A 16,574-nucleotide genomic window follows, 5' to 3' on the forward strand; every position below is an offset into this window, starting at 1 on the left:
TTATTTTCTTCCTGCAATTAGACCCAACAAGGACATGAGTATTGGGATTCCAGTTGGAAGAAAAGGAACTGTTGCTAAACTTATTATTGCACCTGTGATTGCGGATCTCCGTGTTGATTTTCGCTTTAATGCCTTGAATGTAAGTGCAAACAGCACTACAGGAAAAATCGTATCGATTCCTAAAAGTTTTGTATACTCTAGCTGGCTTCCCATAAGATAACCTATCAATACGCCTAAGGGCCAAGTCAGCAAAATTCCCATTCCACAAAGCCAATATGCACTTCGTTTTAGAATGTCTGTTGATTGTGTAAGCCCGAATAATACACTTTCATCATTCATGATATGACTTGCAAAAAACTTAAACTTATTATTTTCAATAAAATGATGTACAGCTAAACCAAATGGGAGGTGGCGAAGATTGATTAAAAGCCCAGCAATTGCAGCAGTAATTGGGCTGCTCCCAGAAGCGATCATGCCAATAAATGTAAATTCAGCAGCACCTGCCAGTACGCAACTTGATAGAAGCAATGGAATCCAGATTGGCAGGTGATAGTTGACAGCAAGTGAGCCTAAGGAAACACCAATTAATCCTGTGGCTATACAAATAATCACAATAGATTTGACAAGAGGTCTAGGTAAGCTTTTAATTTCTTTATACTTCATCAGATTCAGCCTGAATTTAGAGTGTAGGATTGTTCGATATAATGAACAGTCATTTGTTATAATAGTTTGATTGTGATTGTTCGTCAAATCGAACGATCGTATTTTTTGAGTGAAATAATGACGATACCTATTGAAATCATTGCAACCAATTTACAAAGAGAACGAAAAAGTGCAGCCTTGTCCTTAGGAGAGGTTGCAAGACGTGCAGGCATCGCGAAATCTACACTCTCTCAGCTTGAGTCTGGACAGGGTAATCCTAGTCTGGAAACATTATGGGCATTATGTGTGGCTTTAAATATTCCTTTTGCTAAACTGGTAGAGGTACAAACACAATCATCGCAAGTTATTCGCTATGGAGAAGGTGCTTCTGTAACTTCTGAAATATCGAATTATCAAGCAGTCTTGTTAGCAACATGTCCACCGAATGCAAGACGTGATGTGTATATTTTAACGACTCAACCAGGAGAACCTCGTTGTAGTCAACCGCATCCCGTAGGGAGTGTAGAGCATATTATTATCATGCAGGGATCAGCGAAAGTAGGTTTGGTCAATGCTTATGAAGTTCTAAAAGCTGGTGATTATATGTCTTATCCAGCAGATCAAGCGCATATCTTTGAAGCACTCGAGCAAGATACACGTGCAATTCTAATTTCTGAACAGAGATAGTGCATTTTGCAATGTTAAAACTGGGTTTTTTAGTGAAGTCGGTTTTCTGCTTCTCCTAATCACTTTATAATGTGCCAAATTTTATGTGATGGAATGAAGATCCGTGAGTATTATTGTTGCCTTAGATGCAAAAAGCCAATATGACGCCCTAAAAATTGCTGATCAGCTCGATCCATCACTATGCCGTTTAAAGGTGGGTAAAGAACTATTTACTCATGAAGGTCCAAGTGTCGTTAAAGCATTGCATGATAAAGGCTTTGAAGTATTTTTGGACTTGAAATTTCATGATATTCCAAACACGACTGCTCAGGCAGTATGTGCTGCGGCTGACTTAGGCGTATGGATGGTGAATGTGCACGCTTCTGGTGGTCGTAAGATGATGGAGACCTGTGTAGAGCGTTTAAAAGCAGGTAATTATTCTACACAACTGATCGCTGTAACTGTTTTGACCTCAATGGGGCGTGAAGATCTACGAGATATTGGTTTAGATATAGAACCTTTTGAGCAAGTGAAGCGTCTTGCCAAACTCACTCAAGACAGTGGTTTGGATGGTGTAGTCTGTTCTGCACAAGAAGCAAAAATGTTACGCCAAGAGCTAGGTGCAGAATTTGCGCTTGTTACACCTGGGATTCGCCCAGCAGGTGCAAATGCAGACGATCAAAAACGTATCGTTACACCTAAACAAGCGATGCTTGATGGTTCGACACATTTAGTCATTGGTCGACCGATTACTCAATCGGAAAATCCAAGCCAAACACTTCAAGATATTCTCGCAACGCTTTAAAAAGTAAACCCTCTTTCAATATTGAAAAGAGGGTTATTTTTGGTTGCATTATAAAGAACATTTTAATCTAACGATGTATGAAAAACATTCGAAATTATAAATCGTTTAAAGTGCTGCCAATATGCTGACCGCAATTGGAGCAAGTACAGACAGGACAAAACCACTGACCATCGCATGTGGAATAAAGTCATTGCCGCAGGCTTGTTTTACCATAGGTAATGTGACATCCATTGCTGTTGCACCAGCTGAAGAAATTGCAGATCGTGGGTAACGCCATCCAATCAGATACATAAATAAAATTGCAAATATTTCTCTAAATAAATCATTCATTAAAGCCACACTACCTAAGTGAGCGTTCTTTAATTCTGTTACTACAATCCCAGTCATAGAATAGAAACCATAACCTTGCGATAACATGATTAAATCTCTCATACTGATGCCTTGTATCAAGAAAAATGAAGCGATTGCACCAAAGAGTGAACCGATTACACATGCCAAAGGAACCAGCATGATTTTCCAATTTAACCAAGAACGATCCAGTGGTGAATAAGCTAGATCCAAACCGATCAACAGCATATAAACTAAAAGTAGGTTCCATGTACTGATATGTAAAGGTAAATCAGCAGCATGTGCAAACTCAGCCAGTGCATAACCGATTGCCAAAGCGACAAAGGCATAACTAATATTTAATAACGAACCGAGCAATAACTCAGCAGAGACTTTACCTTGGGCGGGTTTAAATCCAATCGCTTTAAACACGATGTAGCAACAGATAAAAGCACCCAATGATGTGGTTAATGCGATCGTCAGGGCGCTGGTTAATATTTGTGCAGGACTGGCAATATTGTGAATGGTCTGAGAAAATTCGATGGCAATCGCAATCAGTAAAATATAAGTGAAATAAGGTAATATCTTGAACGCGATTTTTTCAATAATTTGAGGAATTCTTCGAGCGAGAATAAATCCTAAAAACAAGCAAAATAATAGTTGAAAAATTAACCAAAGCGATTGCATAAAAAATAGATAGGCAGTGAAAACCTATCTATTATAGCGAAGCTTTTAAAAGCTGCTTGCAATATTATGTCCTGATTATCAAAAAATTATGCGGCTTGAGATTTGGCTTGAAGTTTTTGTTTGTTTCCTAACAGTCTAAAATCACTCGGATTAAGCTTGCGTGTTTCTAACCAAAACTTCCAGGTATATGTAGGCCAAAGCGCAAAGTTTTTACCGCCATCCTGTTGATACCAACTCACACAACCTGACTGCCAAACGGTACCTTCAAGTTGCTTTTGAACTTTTTCATTAAATTGATCTTGAATTTCTGCTTTAACGACAACAGCTTGCGTTTGGGTTTTTTGCACCATTTGAATCAATTGTAAAATATAATTGACTTGGGATTCGATCATGAAAATAACAGAGTTATGCCCTAATACAGTATTCGGTCCAAGTAATTGGAATAGATTTGGAAAGCCTTTGGTAATGACACCATAGTAGCTTTCTGCGCCATCTTTCCAAGCTTGTTTTAATTCAAGACCATTTTCCCCATAGCAATCAAAAGATTTTAAGTAAATGCGTGGATCAGTAATAAAACCAGTACCATAGATTAAACAATCAATTTGGCGTGCTTTACCATCTTTCGTGATGATGCTGTCTTCCGTTATTTCTTGAATAGCATCAGTAATCAGTTCAACATTGTCACGATTGAAAGTTGGAAAATATTTATTTGAAATAAGGATGCGTTTACAGCCCATAACATAATCAGGAATGAGTTTTTTCGCTGTTTGTTGATCTTTGACTTGGAATTTAATGAAGGCTTCAGCAAGTTTTTGACCGTATTTCATGATTTGTGGTTTAACAATAGGTACTACACGCGACTCATTCGACCAATATAAACGGGCACGATGTAGTTTTCTAAACCATTCAAAGCGCTGAAATAGCTTTTTATCAAGCGTATTGTAGGCACGCTCATCACGTGGGATTACCCAAGCAGGTGTCCGTTGTAATACATAGAGATTTTTGACTTTGGCAGCGATTTCAGGAATGTACTGAATTGCACTTCCTCCAGTCCCAATGGAGGCAACATTCTTTTGATTTAGATTATATTTATGGTTCCATTGAGAGGAGTGAAACACTTCACCTTTAAATTTTTCAATGCCTTTAATCTGTGGAATTTGTGGAACATGCAGAGGACCAGATGCAAAAATAACAAATTGTGCATCAATTTGCTGACCATTTTTTAATGCTAAATGCCAATTAAACTGATCTTCGTCATATTGTGCAGAAATCACTTCTTGGTTAAATTGAATATATTTTTTTAAATCATATTCTTGAATCAAATCTTGGATATAATCAAAAATCTCAGGTGCTTCCGCATAACGTTTTGACCAATCAGTTTTGGGGGCGAATGAAAGTGAGTACATGTGCGATTGAACATCACAAGCAGCACCAGGGTACTGGTTTTCACGCCAAGTACCGCCCACATCATTGGCTTTTTCAAGGATAATGAAGTCATGGATATTGGCTTGTATTAAGCGAATTGCCATGGCTAATCCCCCAAAACCTGCTCCAATAATTGCAACTTGTGTTGATTTTGCTTTAACCGCAGATGTTGTACTCATTTTTCTTTACTCTGAGTTTTCCAGTTTTGCATAGAATATAGAAATTGTAGAATTTGAAATATGATTGCACTGACATGAAAATTGATATATTCGGCAATTTCCAAAAAGTTGACTTTGTAGTAAAAAGTTTGGGTGAAAATGAAATGATGATGAAATGAAGCGATCGATTCTCGGTTTAATGTATTTAATTCACGGTATGCGTAATGCGGGAATTGATGTTGACTCACGTCTTGCAAGTGTCGGGATTAAAGCTGATGCACTTGATCCGAGTTCAATTATTCATCCCAGTTTAGAGTGGGATATTCAGAAAATTATCGGTCAAGGTGTACAGCCTGAAACAGGTTTATTCATTGGTCAGCATTATTCTCTAGCAGGATATGGTCCTTTATTGATGCTATTGGTGACTTGCAGTAATGTCGGTGATGCAATTCAAAATGGGATTCGTTATCAAGGTTTGACTTATCTGTATGGAGTACTTGGACTTGAAAAAGGCCATCATCAAATTGCACTGACTTATCAACCAGTGGATTTGGAAACCGAAATGGGTTTACTTCGGGCGCAATGTGAAATTTCAGGGACCTATAAATTTCTTGACGATATTTATAAAATGATGGGATTAACTGCACCAAGTGTCAGAATTGAATTACCGTTTCAGCAACCTCAAGATCCCAGTATTTTAAAACAATACCATGATTATTATGGTTCAGATTTACACTTTAATTGTGATAACGCTGCATTTTGGATTAATGAAGATGTGATGCAATTGCCCATACCTTCAGCTGATCCCATTACCCATCGGGTGTATGAGGCAAAATGTATTGCTGAAATTGAGCGTTTAAATGCTGAGGAACAGAAAGTTGCTCCGCTGATTCAACGTGTCAATGATTATTTGGAATTACAACAAGGTGTTATTCCATCGATGGCTGAGGTTGCACAGGCTTTAAATGTTCCTGAGCGTACCTTGCGCCATCAGTTGCAACAATTGAATACCAGCTATAAACAGATTCGAGAGCAGTTAATTAAACATAAAGCTTTACGTTTGATTGAATACAAAGAGTATTCGATTGAAGTGATTGCCGAATTGTTAGGCTATTCAGAACCCGCGGCATTTAATCATGCGTTTAAGCGTTGGTTTGGACAAAGCCCGCGACAGTACGGTAAATAAACAGGTGGTGTTAAAATGAAATACAGTATCGAAATTATGCCAAAGTTTTATTTATCAAAAATGAATCTTCGATATACTTCCTTTAGCCTTTAAAAGTAACAATACGATATGTTATTAGATCAGAATAGAACTTCCTCAACAGCATTTACTCCCGTTTCACCTGCTGAGCGTTATGCCAAAGCATTATCCTCTGGGCAATTTTTACCAGATGATGCTCAAGCACAAGCAGTACATGAGCTGGAACGTGTATGGCAAGAGCTGATTAATCGTTATAAAGCTTCAAAAAAGGCTTTTCGTCGTTTCCGTCGCCAAACAGCGCCAAAAGGGGTTTATATGTGGGGTGGCGTTGGACGAGGGAAAACATGGTTAATGGATCAATTCTACGAGTCCATCCCATTTCGTCGTAAAACACGCATGCATTTTCATCACTTTATGCAATTTGTTCATAAAGAACTTAATAAATTATCTGGGCAGCGTAATCCTTTGGATATTGTGGCAGATCAGATTTACAAAGAAGCGGTTGTTATTTGCTTTGATGAATTTTTTGTGTCCAATGTGACTGATGCAATGATTTTGAGTGACTTGTTCCAGAAATTGTTCACTCGTGGCATTACTTTAGTAGCAACCTCAAATATTGCGCCAGATGGCTTATACAAAAATGGTATCCATCGAGATCGTTTTATCCCAACCATTGAAATGGTGAAAACCCATTGCGTCGTTTTAAATGTAGATGCTGGGGTAGATTATCGTTTACGAGTATTGAAACAGGCACAATTGTTTAAAGCGCCGCTAACCGATGATCATAAAGTGTGGATGGCAAAACGTTTTAGTGCTTTGACAGCTTCACAGACGGTGTCGGAAGAACCTATTACGATTAATAATCGTATTGTTGAAACTCTGGGACATACTGAAGATGTATTATGGTGTGATTTCAGAGAGCTATGTATGAAGCCGCGTAGCCCATCTGACTTTATTGAAATTGCAAATATTTATAATACTGTTCTTGTGAGTAATGTACCGCATTTGACTGATTTGCTTTCAGAAGGAACACGTCGTTTTATTTATTTGGTCGATGAGTTTTATGATCGTGGAGTAAAATTATTATTAACTTCTGAAGATTCAATTATTGAAATTTATCAAGGTGAAAAGCTTGCCTTTGAAATTGAGCGTACACGTTCGCGTTTGCTAGAAATGCAGTCTGATGAATATTTACAGTCTGAACATCGTCTGATTAAAGGCAACAGTGAATTAGAAGTTGAATAATTGATTTATGTATGTAAAAAGCGATCTTGGTCAACAAGATCGCTTTTTTATGCAAGCTATAGTCAAACCGCCTGATTATTCATACAAGTGATTTGGATGATTCGTTTATTTTGTACTTTTGAATCATAAACAGTCTTGCTATCACGAGGCGACATGGATGTCGCCATGTTGAGCGGGGGGATGAGGATGTACCCCTCGCTCAACGGAAGATTTTTGTTACTTTTCATCTCTGAAAAGTAAAGTATCGCCTACGCAAAACAATTTAAACTTTAGAGCTAAAGCGTGGCAGTGTTAGCTTTATATCATTAAACAATATATTGATCGTTTTAATTTTATTGATCAAGAGAAATGATATTCTACTGTATGAATTTTTCAACAGATTGACTATATAAATAAAACTTCAAGCTCAATATTTTCCCATCCGCATAAGCTGATGGGCATGTATTGAATGATTCTTTAGACACTTCGTCTGCAAAGATAGAAGTTAGCCCACTTGAATTTCTGTAGTAGGGTGGCGCACACGACTTTTATTCGGGGTTGCAATCAAATAAGCTAATGTAAGAGGACCTAGACGTCCAGCAAACATGAGACAAATTAAGGCAATTTGACTGCCTGCATGCAGATTTTCAGTTATCCCTCGCGATAAACCAACAGTGCATGCTGCGGAGACCGCTTCAAATAGTAAATCTAAAAACTTTTTATCTGGTTCAAGGATCAATAAAGTAAAAAAACCAATCAAAATCAAAAGAGAAGTGATGGCTATGACTGCAAGGGCTTTAAATGTAGCTTGATGAGAAACAGAATGACCAAAAACTGTAATTTCATCTGAACGTTTTAAAAAAGTGATGACACTTAAAATCATAATGATAAAAGTACCCACTTTGATCCCACCCGCAGTACTGAGCGAACCACCACCAATAAACATTAGCACCATGGTGATTAAGGTAGAAGCATTGCTCATACTGCTGACTTCCAAACTGTTAAAGCCTGATGAACGAGGAACTGTTGCATGAAACCATGCGTTAAGTGCTTGGTCACCAAAAGACATAGGTGCAAGTGTGAGTGGATTAGATGCTTCAATCGCCCAAATCACGATAAACGCAAACAGATTGAGCCCAGCAATGGTCGACAGAATTAGTTTGCTGTTGGTTGAAAGTTTCTTCCAGCGTTTGGCTTTCTTAATGTCCATCAATACAACAAAACCAATACCACCAATGATATATAACATACTGATGGTAAAGGTCACCATGTACTGATCTGAGAAACTCATTAAGCTGTTGGGGAATAGTGAGAATCCACCATTGTTAAAAGCAGAAATACTATAAAATAGGGCATAGAAGAAAGCGTGTTCTAGGTCATAATGATGCGACCATGCCATGGTCAGAATACCCGTACCAATCGCTTCAAAAAATAATGAATAGAGAAAAACACCTTTAACAGTAAAAGTTGCTCTTGCTAAACTGGTTTGCCCAATGGTTTCTTGCGCCATAATTTGCTGTTTGAGCCCAATCTTGGACGATAGACTTAGTGCAGCGAGGATTGCGAAGGTCATAAATCCCAGACCACCACATTGAATCAAGATCATAACCACCACTTGACCGAAAGTGGTCAGTGATTCACCGATATTCACGACTGACAGCCCTGTGATCGTTACTGCGGATGTCGCAGTAAAGAGGGCATCCACCCAAGTCAAATCACCTTGATGGGCAAAAGGAAGTTTGAGCAACACTGTTCCAATAATAATAAAACTCAGAAAACCTAAAGCGAGTAAGCTTGGAGGGCTGAGATTGATACTGTTGTGTTGCTTGTTGATCAGTTCTTTTTTAGATAAACGCATAGTTATAACTATAAGAAGCGAATCGAAAATTGTCTGAGCATTTCTACAGGTCCTTCAAGAATTAAAATGTCTTTTTCCTGTAAAATTGTGCCAGGTGCAATATCATAGAGAACATGAGATCCACGTTGTAACAATAAAGTGGTGAGTTCTGGGGTATTTTCCATGACAGTTTGAAACTGAGCGCCTTGTAAGTTCGCACCAATTTCAATTTTTACGATATAACGATCATTATTGAGCGCCATATAGCGTCTGACCATCGGATAGCTTAAAGACTGGGCAACACGGATTCCCATATCTTCTTCAGGGTGAATGATTTTACTGATTCCCAAATGCGATAAAATCATGTGGTGGGATTTAGATTTGGCTTTGACAAAAATCTTTTCAATACCCAGGTTTTTGAGATGAAGTACGCACAAAATACTGGCTTCAATATCTTCTCCAATTGCAACTACAACAGCATCGCAATTTTTGATATTGAGTTCATCTAAAACATGTTCATCTGTTGCATCTGCAATGACGGCATGACTGATTTTATCTGCAATGTTTTCTACATTTTTCTTTAATGTATCAATACCAATCACATCATGGTTTAAGTTGGTGAGTTCAAGCGCAACAGCTTCACCAAAACTACCTAAACCGATAACAGCGAACTGCGCCATTCTACAAAATCCTTATCTCAGCACTGAAATTGTGTGAGCATTATCATCTTCAATTTTTATATATTTTATATTTAAAGTATTCAATCGCCAATCTCGAAACCTTGAATATAAACTGATATATGTAAATAAAACCTGAATTATGTCATAAAACCTTCAAATGAGTTAGCTATGCTCAGTCAAGGTATACAAAATTGATCCTCATCAAGATTTAGTTCTTTAAGTAAGTATAAGAAAATGGACGATAAAAAAATTTATAAAATACTCCAACATTGGTTCCCTGAATTGAAGCAAAGGGATATACCAAAAAAGAAGTATCGTAAAAGTTTTGAAGAGTTTCTGGATTGGATGGCTGCTGAAAAATTCGGTGGTCGTTTTCGTGCGTATTTGATGAAAATAGATCGCATGGAATTTCATGAAAATCAGATTGAGCGAAGTGCGGTATTTCATGAATATGCCGTTGATGGTCTAGGTATTCAAAGTACCATTCGTCAAAGAGCTCAACCTTTATTTGATCATTATGAATTGCATAAAGATGTTATTGGGCGTTATTATAATGTGCAAGATCAAGTCTATGATATTGTATTTGAAGAAATATTAACCGAAGCAAAACAACATCAGCATGAGTTGCTTCTGATCTACGCTGAAGATTATTATTGGTTAATTGTCCCCAACCATGAGCATAAAATCGAAAAATTCTGTAAACATTTTAATAAACAATTTCATGATGAAGATGTCAGTATAGAGCACTATGCATTATTTGATTGTTCTAGATCGACTTGAGGTTTAAATTTGCTTTTCACTACGCTAACAATAATATGATGAGAGATTATAATGCCACATAAAATATACCCACTTCTACAAGCAACTGTTGCTGAATTAAAGACACAACCCATTCCAGTAGACGGTGAATTCGATTCTTTTGATGAATGGATCAATGAACAGCATGGTTTCCTACATTATTTTGAATTAAAAGATTATTATGATAATGGAATTGAAGATAACTTTTATTTTAAAAAGCACAATGTTGACACTGAACAATTGCAAAATGAAATTGAAAGTGCCGTTGGGGAACTCTTTGAACAATTTGAAGATGCTGATGATGTTTCATTTGAAGACCAAATGGATGTGATGGAACGTACAGAGGAAATTATTTTTGATGCGATTAAAAAAGTAGCCAACCAATACAAGTTATCATTATTAGTGGTTTATCGAGAGAATCCATATTGGATGTTGCTACCTACGCAAGATGAAGATCAATTGATTCAAATTGCAGATGCTTTTAATGAGGCATTTAATGATGATGGTGATTTAAATATGGTCGTATATTGAGTATAGGTCACTTTATTGTATGATTGTTTTAAATATTTGATCTATATGTTTTAACTTCTTAAAACCCTTTCGACTATTAAAAAGTGAACTGCGTGAAATTATAGCGATATTGATAGTTCTATCTTGCATTGCAAAAGAAGGAGATTGAGTAACTATTTTTGCTGAATGACGGTTCGGGAAAGAGTGATGAATCAAGCAAGTCTATTATTTTTATAAAATGGATATAAATAGCCCGTAAAGTATTACGGGCTATTTATAGACTTCATTAAATTTATTTCAAGAAACGTTGATAACCGAGATTATTGGTAATTTCCTGGTATGGATAATTGATATTTTCCAAAGTTTCAATTAAACCATCTGGGTTTTGTACGGCATCCTCTGCATCCAAACCAACCAAAACACGACCTTCAGCTGCACCATGATTACGATAATGGAATAAGCTGATGTTATGTGTAGGACCCAAACGTTCAAGGAAAGTCAATAATGCGCCTGGGCGTTCAGGGAATTCAACTCGGAATAAGCGTTCATTGGCAATATCTGCATGACCACCAATCAAATAACGAATATGCAGTTTTGCGACTTCATCATCAGATAGATCATCAACATCATAATGAACTTTCAATGCTTCATAGATGTCATGGCGTTCTTTTTCACCAAATTTCAAACTAATACCGACAAAAACCTGAGCTGCTGAAGCATCACTTGCGCGATAGTTAAATTCAGTGATATTACGACCTTGTAAAGCACGACAGAAGTTAAGGAAAGAGCCTTTTTCTTCTGGGATCGTAACTGCAAAAATCGCTTCTTTACGTTCACCTAATTCAGTTCTTTCAGCAATATAGCGTAAACGGTCAAAGTTCATGTTTGCACCACAAACAATTGACACCATGTTCTTGCCTTCAAGCCCATGCATTTCTACATATTTTTTGATACCTGCCAAAGCCATTGCACCAGAAGGTTCTACGATACTGCGACATTCGTCATAAGTATCTTTAATCGCTGTACAGATTTCATCGGTGTTGACTAAAACAACCTCTGGCTCAACAATTGGTCCTGAAAGATCAGATTTTTGTAATTGAATAACTTCAAATGGTTTCTCACCAATCTGAGCCACAGCTGTGCCATCAGCGAATAAACCAACAGAAGGTAAAATCACGCGTTCTTTAGCTTCTAAAGCGGCTTTTAGACAGGCAGATTCATCATATTCTACAGGGATGACTTTGACATGTGGTGCGACATCTCCCAGATACGCTGCTACACCTGCAATAAGACCACCACCACCAACCGCAACGAATACATATTCAACATCGCGCCATTGACGTAAAATTTCATTGGCTATCGTTCCTTGCCCAGCCATCACCAGTTCATCATCATAAGGTGGAATAAAGGTCATTCCTTCATCTGCTGCACGTTGAATTGCATATTTATTGGCAACATCAAAAGAATCGCCGTGGAGAACCACTTCACCACCCAAACGTTTAACGGCTTGTACTTTAATATCGGGTGTGGTTTTGGGCATCACAATAATGGCGCGAATACCTAACTTTTGACCAGATAAAGCCACGCCTTGTGCATGGTTACCCGCAGAAGCAGTAATAACGCCACGTTCCAACTGAGATTTCGGTAATTGGCTGATACGGTTATAAGCACCGCGCAGCTTGAAAGAAAAGACAGGTTGTAAGTCTTCGCGTTTGAAGCGAATGTTATTGTTTAGTTTTTCACTAATTCGTGGCGCTGCTTCGAGTGGGGTTTCGATTGCAACGTCATAGACCGTTGCCTGTAATATTTGTCGAACCAAACGAGACAGCATGTTAATTTTCCATCTAACAGTTTAAAATGAGCATCCATTGTAACAAACCGTTGCACCTTTGCGTTTTAAAATTATGCAAAATGTGCAGGAAATTGAAATTTAATTGAGAGATGTCATGAGCCTTTATGCAACCCAGGATGAGAAAAAACAAGCTGCAGCCCAAGCCGCTTTAAAACACTTACCAAAAGGGGGCATTTTGGGTGTGGGAACTGGAAGTACGGTCAATTTTTTGATTGAGCTTTTGCCTCAACTTCAACTTGAAGCTGCGGTAGCAAGTTCTGAGGCGACTGCGCAACGCCTTAAAAAGTTAGGAATTGAGGTGGTTGATATGAACCATGTCGGTGGTTTAGATGCCTATGTGGATGGCGCGGATGAAATTGATCGTCATATGCATATGATCAAAGGTGGTGGTGCTGCACTGACACGCGAGAAAATTGTTGCTTCAATTGCAAAAAAGTTTGTATGTATTGTCGATGATTCAAAATGGGTTGAGCAATTAGGACGTGAATTTCCGTTACCAATTGAAGTGATTCCTATGGCACGCTCAGCAGTTGCACGCAAAATCGTCTCTTTAGGGGGTGATCCGACTTATCGTGAGGGTGTTGTTACTGATAACGGTAATGTGATTTTAGATGTTTTTAATTTGAATATTTTAAATGCGTTTGAATTGGAAAAGACCATCAACGATATTCCAGGTGTTGTATGCAACGGGATTTTTGCAATCAATAAAGCTGATGTTGCCATCGTTGCAACCAATAATGGTATTGAAGAGCGTAAAGCGATCTAAATATTAGTTCTATTCCTGTTAAACCCTTCGTGGAGAAGGGTTTTCTTTCTTCTAAGGCATTGGGGTAAATTAAATTTAGAGTCATATGACAGCCACTCTTCCTGAAATTAAAATTACTCATCATGCACGTGCAACACGTTTACGTTTACGTGTTGAACCATCTCAAATTCGATTAACTGTGCCCAAGTTTTGTACTCAACGTCAAATTGATGATTTTTTAAAACAGTCAGAACAATGGGTGATCGAAACATGGCAAAAACAGCAACAACATATTTCGCTTGTTGACCGAAGTTTACCATCTACATTGACACTATTTAATCTGCAACAACCACTCAAGATTATTTATCAAAAGCAAAGGCAAGCCTATGTTTTTGATGAGCAATCACTTACCATTTTGATCAGTGATCATCAAGCCGAAGTTTATTTAAAAAAATTTGTAATTCATTATGCTCAACAGCATTTGCCCAAGTACTTACAACAAATCAGTGAACAAACAGGTTTAAAGTATAAACAGTGTACAATTAGACAACCTAAAACCCGTTGGGGAAGTTGTACTTCTCGGCATGACATTATGTTGAATAGCGCATTGGTATTGTGTGATTTACAGATCACACGCTATGTATGCATACACGAATTAGCGCATACTCGATATTTTGATCACAGCGCTACATTTTGGTCGGAAGTAGCGAAATATGATCCGAATTATAAGCAACATCGTCAAATTTTAAAAAATGGAACTTTACCTTGGTGGTGGAGCTGATCCAATCGTAAAATAAAGTGTAAATTTTAAAAAAACAGCGTTGGAAAATAACATGGCAATAAAAAGAATCGTCAGTAATATTCAGGCTTTTGACCTGACCTTGGCACAAACATTTTATGCTGACTTTCTAGGCATGGATTTAGTCATGGATCATGGGTGGATCAAAACCTATGCCAATTATGAAATGATGCACCCTCAAATTAGCATTGCATCACAAGGTGGAAACTCAACAGTTGTACCTGATTTTTCAATCGAGGTAGATAATGTCGATGAACTGTATCATCAGGCAGTGAAGTTGAATTTGATCATCACGTACGCGTTGACTCAGGAAGAATGGGGCGTAAAGCGTTTTTATGTCAAAGACCCATTTGGAAAAATCATCAATATATTGCAACATATTGAATCTTAGATTTATAAAATGATAATAGGATAGGTGTTCAATGCAATGGAACAAATTGGTCCCAGAACTAATCGTAAAAGATTTGCATAAAAGTTATCAGTTTTGGGTGGAACTTTTGGGCTTTACTGTTATGTATCAGCGAAAAGAAGAACAATTTATCTACCTTGATCTGGATGGTGTACAGTTTATGCTGGAACAGCAACAGCAACAGCAACAGCAACAGCAACAGCAACAGCAACAGCAACAGCAACAGCAACAGCAACAGCAACAGCAACAGCAACAGCAACAGCAACAGGAAGGGCAATGGCTTACAGCACAGTTAGATTATCCATTGGGACGAGGGATAAACTTTCAAATCGAAGTTGAACAGCTTGATGAAATTTTAAGTCGTTTAACTTTGGCTCAATGGTCACTGTTCAGTGAGTTGGAAGAATGCTGGTATCGTGCAGATGATGGAGAGCATGGTCAAAAACAATTTTTAGTCCAAGATCCAGATGGCTATTTATTACGTATTGTTGAGGTGCTTGGGGAAAGACCAATTTAACTTGATAAAGAATGAAATGCCATAAAAAAGATGCTTGGAACGATGATGAAGATCCGATATTTTCAACCACAAGATATGCTGCCATTGAGTGAACTTTTTTTAGAGAGCCGAAAGAAGAGTTGGTCATGGCTGGATTCTTCGAAATGGCAACTTGGAGATTTTGAGGTATCTACGCAAAATGAAATTGTTCTCGTTGCTGAAAATAATCAACAATATTTGGGCTTTGCTTCTATTTATCTTCAAGATAATTTTTTACACCATCTCTTTGTTGCTCCAAGTGTACAAAATCAAGGCGTCGGCAGCACTTTGTTAGCGTCGGCAGAAAAACTGTTTAATGACACAGGCTATCTCAAATGTTTATCTGAGAATAAAACTGCGCTGGCTTTTTATAAACACCATGCTTGGAAAGCAGTCAGTACAGGTGAAAGTGGTGATGGCGCTTATGTATTGATGTCTAAAGAAAAAATTATAAAGTAGTCCTATTCACCCATTGTTTAATTTTATTGACTATTTGTTCGGGTTGCTTAATCCAAGCACTATGTTGATTTCCTTTGATGGTTTGGGTGAGATCTAAAGTTTCAACAATTGGCTGTTTGAAATAATGGCTTAAACCCAACATCGATGACATTGGTGCAAAGTCATCATCCTTTAAAGCAATAAATAAGGCTGCATTTTCAACAATCTTTTGCTGAGTGATGATGTGTTTATAATTTCCTGTAAAGACAACTTTTGACCAATCTCGCATTAAAGATTTGGCTTCTCGATTGCCAAAGGCAATTTTATACCCAGCAAAATAACCATCTTTTAAAATCATGGCATTGATAACACTAACCGCTTTTAAGATATTGATTTTGCCTTTTAAGCCCCAGTTTTTTAGCCCGATATTGCCTGTTGCTATACCAATAACTGTATTGTCATGGCTTTGGGCATACAATGTCGCCAAATGCCCACCTAAACTATGACCCAATAAAATAGGTGATTGAAGATTTGCGTCTAAGGCAACCTGTTCAAGTTGTGGAATAAAATCACGAATAAGATCGGCATAACCATAGTCAATTTGAGCAGATACATGAGGTGTGTTGCGTCCACAATATGGATAATCTGCAACAACGAGATTAAAACCATGATTTGTGAGTAAAGAAATTAACTTTTCGTATTTATTTATAGCCACCCCTAAAGCAGCCAATATAATAATGGTGTGTTTATTTTGTGGGTGAAAATAAAGCTCAACAAGGATAGGATGTTGTTGAAAATATATCGTTTTTTTGGTTAAGGTGTTATTCAACATT

At 37.6% G+C, this 16,574-nt stretch carries 18 protein-coding genes; 11 read left to right on the forward strand and 7 right to left on the reverse strand.

The annotated features are described in order from the left end of the window. A complete protein-coding gene (locus I9192_RS10105) occupies positions 1 to 663 on the reverse strand; it encodes an AzlC family ABC transporter permease (protein ID WP_005029238.1) in 663 nt (220 codons plus the stop codon). Positions 664 to 780: 117 nt separating this feature from the next. Between I9192_RS10105 and I9192_RS10110 the strand changes: the two genes are divergently transcribed. Both I9192_RS10110 and pyrF read left to right on the forward strand, forming a co-directional pair. Continuing rightward, entirely contained in the window at positions 781 to 1,329 is a 549-nt protein-coding gene (locus tag I9192_RS10110) for a helix-turn-helix domain-containing protein (RefSeq protein ID WP_004830974.1), read from the forward strand. Between the two features lie 103 nt (positions 1,330 to 1,432). Then, positions 1,433 to 2,113: an orotidine-5'-phosphate decarboxylase gene (gene pyrF / locus I9192_RS10115; protein WP_005029236.1), complete on the forward strand. Its 681-nt coding sequence runs from the start codon at positions 1,433 to 1,435 to the stop codon at positions 2,111 to 2,113. A gap of 105 nt (positions 2,114 to 2,218) precedes the next feature. Here the strand turns inward: pyrF and I9192_RS10120 are convergent, their stop codons facing one another. Continuing rightward, the gene (locus tag I9192_RS10120; RefSeq protein WP_005029234.1) at positions 2,219 to 3,127 is read right to left on the reverse strand and encodes a lysine exporter LysO family protein; all 909 of its coding nucleotides are present in this window, start codon (positions 3,125 to 3,127) and stop codon (positions 2,219 to 2,221) included. An 86-nt stretch (positions 3,128 to 3,213) separates the two neighbouring features. Beyond that, complete coding sequence (locus tag I9192_RS10125; protein ID WP_005029232.1) at positions 3,214 to 4,731, reverse strand: flavin-containing monooxygenase; 1,518 nt, start codon at positions 4,729 to 4,731, stop codon at positions 3,214 to 3,216. 154 nt (positions 4,732 to 4,885) lie between these two features. On the opposite strand from I9192_RS10125, the gene I9192_RS10130 reads away from it, so the two are divergent. Beyond that, a complete protein-coding gene (locus I9192_RS10130) occupies positions 4,886 to 5,896 on the forward strand; it encodes a helix-turn-helix domain-containing protein (RefSeq protein ID WP_005029229.1) in 1,011 nt (336 codons plus the stop codon). A 108-nt stretch (positions 5,897 to 6,004) separates the two neighbouring features. Continuing rightward, the gene (zapE, locus tag I9192_RS10135) at positions 6,005 to 7,159 is read left to right on the forward strand and encodes a cell division protein ZapE (protein ID WP_005029227.1); all 1,155 of its coding nucleotides are present in this window, start codon (positions 6,005 to 6,007) and stop codon (positions 7,157 to 7,159) included. Between the two features lie 484 nt (positions 7,160 to 7,643). Here the strand turns inward: zapE and I9192_RS10140 are convergent, their stop codons facing one another. Next, positions 7,644 to 8,996: a TrkH family potassium uptake protein gene (locus tag I9192_RS10140; protein WP_004830967.1), complete on the reverse strand. Its 1,353-nt coding sequence runs from the start codon at positions 8,994 to 8,996 to the stop codon at positions 7,644 to 7,646. Between the two features lie 8 nt (positions 8,997 to 9,004). Beyond that, positions 9,005 to 9,655, reverse strand: coding sequence for a potassium channel family protein (locus tag I9192_RS10145; RefSeq protein ID WP_004830966.1), 651 nt, complete (start codon positions 9,653 to 9,655; stop codon positions 9,005 to 9,007). A gap of 234 nt (positions 9,656 to 9,889) precedes the next feature. On the opposite strand from I9192_RS10145, the gene I9192_RS10150 reads away from it, so the two are divergent. Together I9192_RS10150 and I9192_RS10155 are read left to right on the forward strand one after the other, a co-directional pair. After that, a complete protein-coding gene (locus tag I9192_RS10150) occupies positions 9,890 to 10,435 on the forward strand; it encodes a hypothetical protein (protein ID WP_005029222.1) in 546 nt (181 codons plus the stop codon). A 51-nt stretch (positions 10,436 to 10,486) separates the two neighbouring features. After that, positions 10,487 to 10,984, forward strand: a complete 498-nt coding sequence (locus tag I9192_RS10155) for a hypothetical protein (protein ID WP_005029220.1) — start codon at positions 10,487 to 10,489, stop codon at positions 10,982 to 10,984. A gap of 271 nt (positions 10,985 to 11,255) precedes the next feature. On the opposite strand, the gene ilvA is transcribed toward I9192_RS10155, so the two are convergent. After that, the gene (ilvA, locus tag I9192_RS10160; RefSeq protein WP_004830962.1) at positions 11,256 to 12,794 is read right to left on the reverse strand and encodes a threonine ammonia-lyase, biosynthetic; all 1,539 of its coding nucleotides are present in this window, start codon (positions 12,792 to 12,794) and stop codon (positions 11,256 to 11,258) included. Positions 12,795 to 12,909: 115 nt separating this feature from the next. Between ilvA and rpiA the strand changes: the two genes are divergently transcribed. The 5 genes from rpiA (at position 12,910) to I9192_RS10185 (ending at position 15,762) form a co-directional block, all read left to right on the forward strand. After that, on the forward strand, positions 12,910 to 13,581 hold the full coding sequence (gene rpiA / locus I9192_RS10165) for a ribose-5-phosphate isomerase RpiA (RefSeq protein ID WP_200150369.1): 672 nt from the start codon (positions 12,910 to 12,912) through the stop codon (positions 13,579 to 13,581). 85 nt (positions 13,582 to 13,666) lie between these two features. Then, positions 13,667 to 14,341 (forward strand): M48 family metallopeptidase, encoded by a 675-nt coding sequence (locus tag I9192_RS10170; protein WP_200150370.1) that lies wholly within the window; start codon positions 13,667 to 13,669, stop codon positions 14,339 to 14,341. Between the two features lie 52 nt (positions 14,342 to 14,393). After that, positions 14,394 to 14,750: a glyoxalase superfamily protein gene (locus tag I9192_RS10175; protein ID WP_005029215.1), complete on the forward strand. Its 357-nt coding sequence runs from the start codon at positions 14,394 to 14,396 to the stop codon at positions 14,748 to 14,750. 31 nt (positions 14,751 to 14,781) lie between these two features. Next, positions 14,782 to 15,285, forward strand: a complete 504-nt coding sequence (locus I9192_RS10180) for a VOC family protein (RefSeq protein WP_200150371.1) — start codon at positions 14,782 to 14,784, stop codon at positions 15,283 to 15,285. A gap of 42 nt (positions 15,286 to 15,327) precedes the next feature. Continuing rightward, a complete protein-coding gene (locus tag I9192_RS10185; RefSeq protein ID WP_228289340.1) occupies positions 15,328 to 15,762 on the forward strand; it encodes a GNAT family N-acetyltransferase in 435 nt (144 codons plus the stop codon). Here I9192_RS10185 and I9192_RS10190 read toward each other — a convergent pair. Further along, complete coding sequence (locus I9192_RS10190) at positions 15,752 to 16,573, reverse strand: alpha/beta fold hydrolase (protein ID WP_174762504.1); 822 nt, start codon at positions 16,571 to 16,573, stop codon at positions 15,752 to 15,754. The two genes, I9192_RS10185 and I9192_RS10190, sit on opposite strands and share 11 nt — an antisense overlap. Position 16,574 lies beyond the last annotated feature (1 nt).

Source organism: Acinetobacter bereziniae (assembly GCF_016576965.1).
GTDB classification, from domain to species: domain Bacteria; phylum Pseudomonadota; class Gammaproteobacteria; order Pseudomonadales; family Moraxellaceae; genus Acinetobacter; species Acinetobacter bereziniae.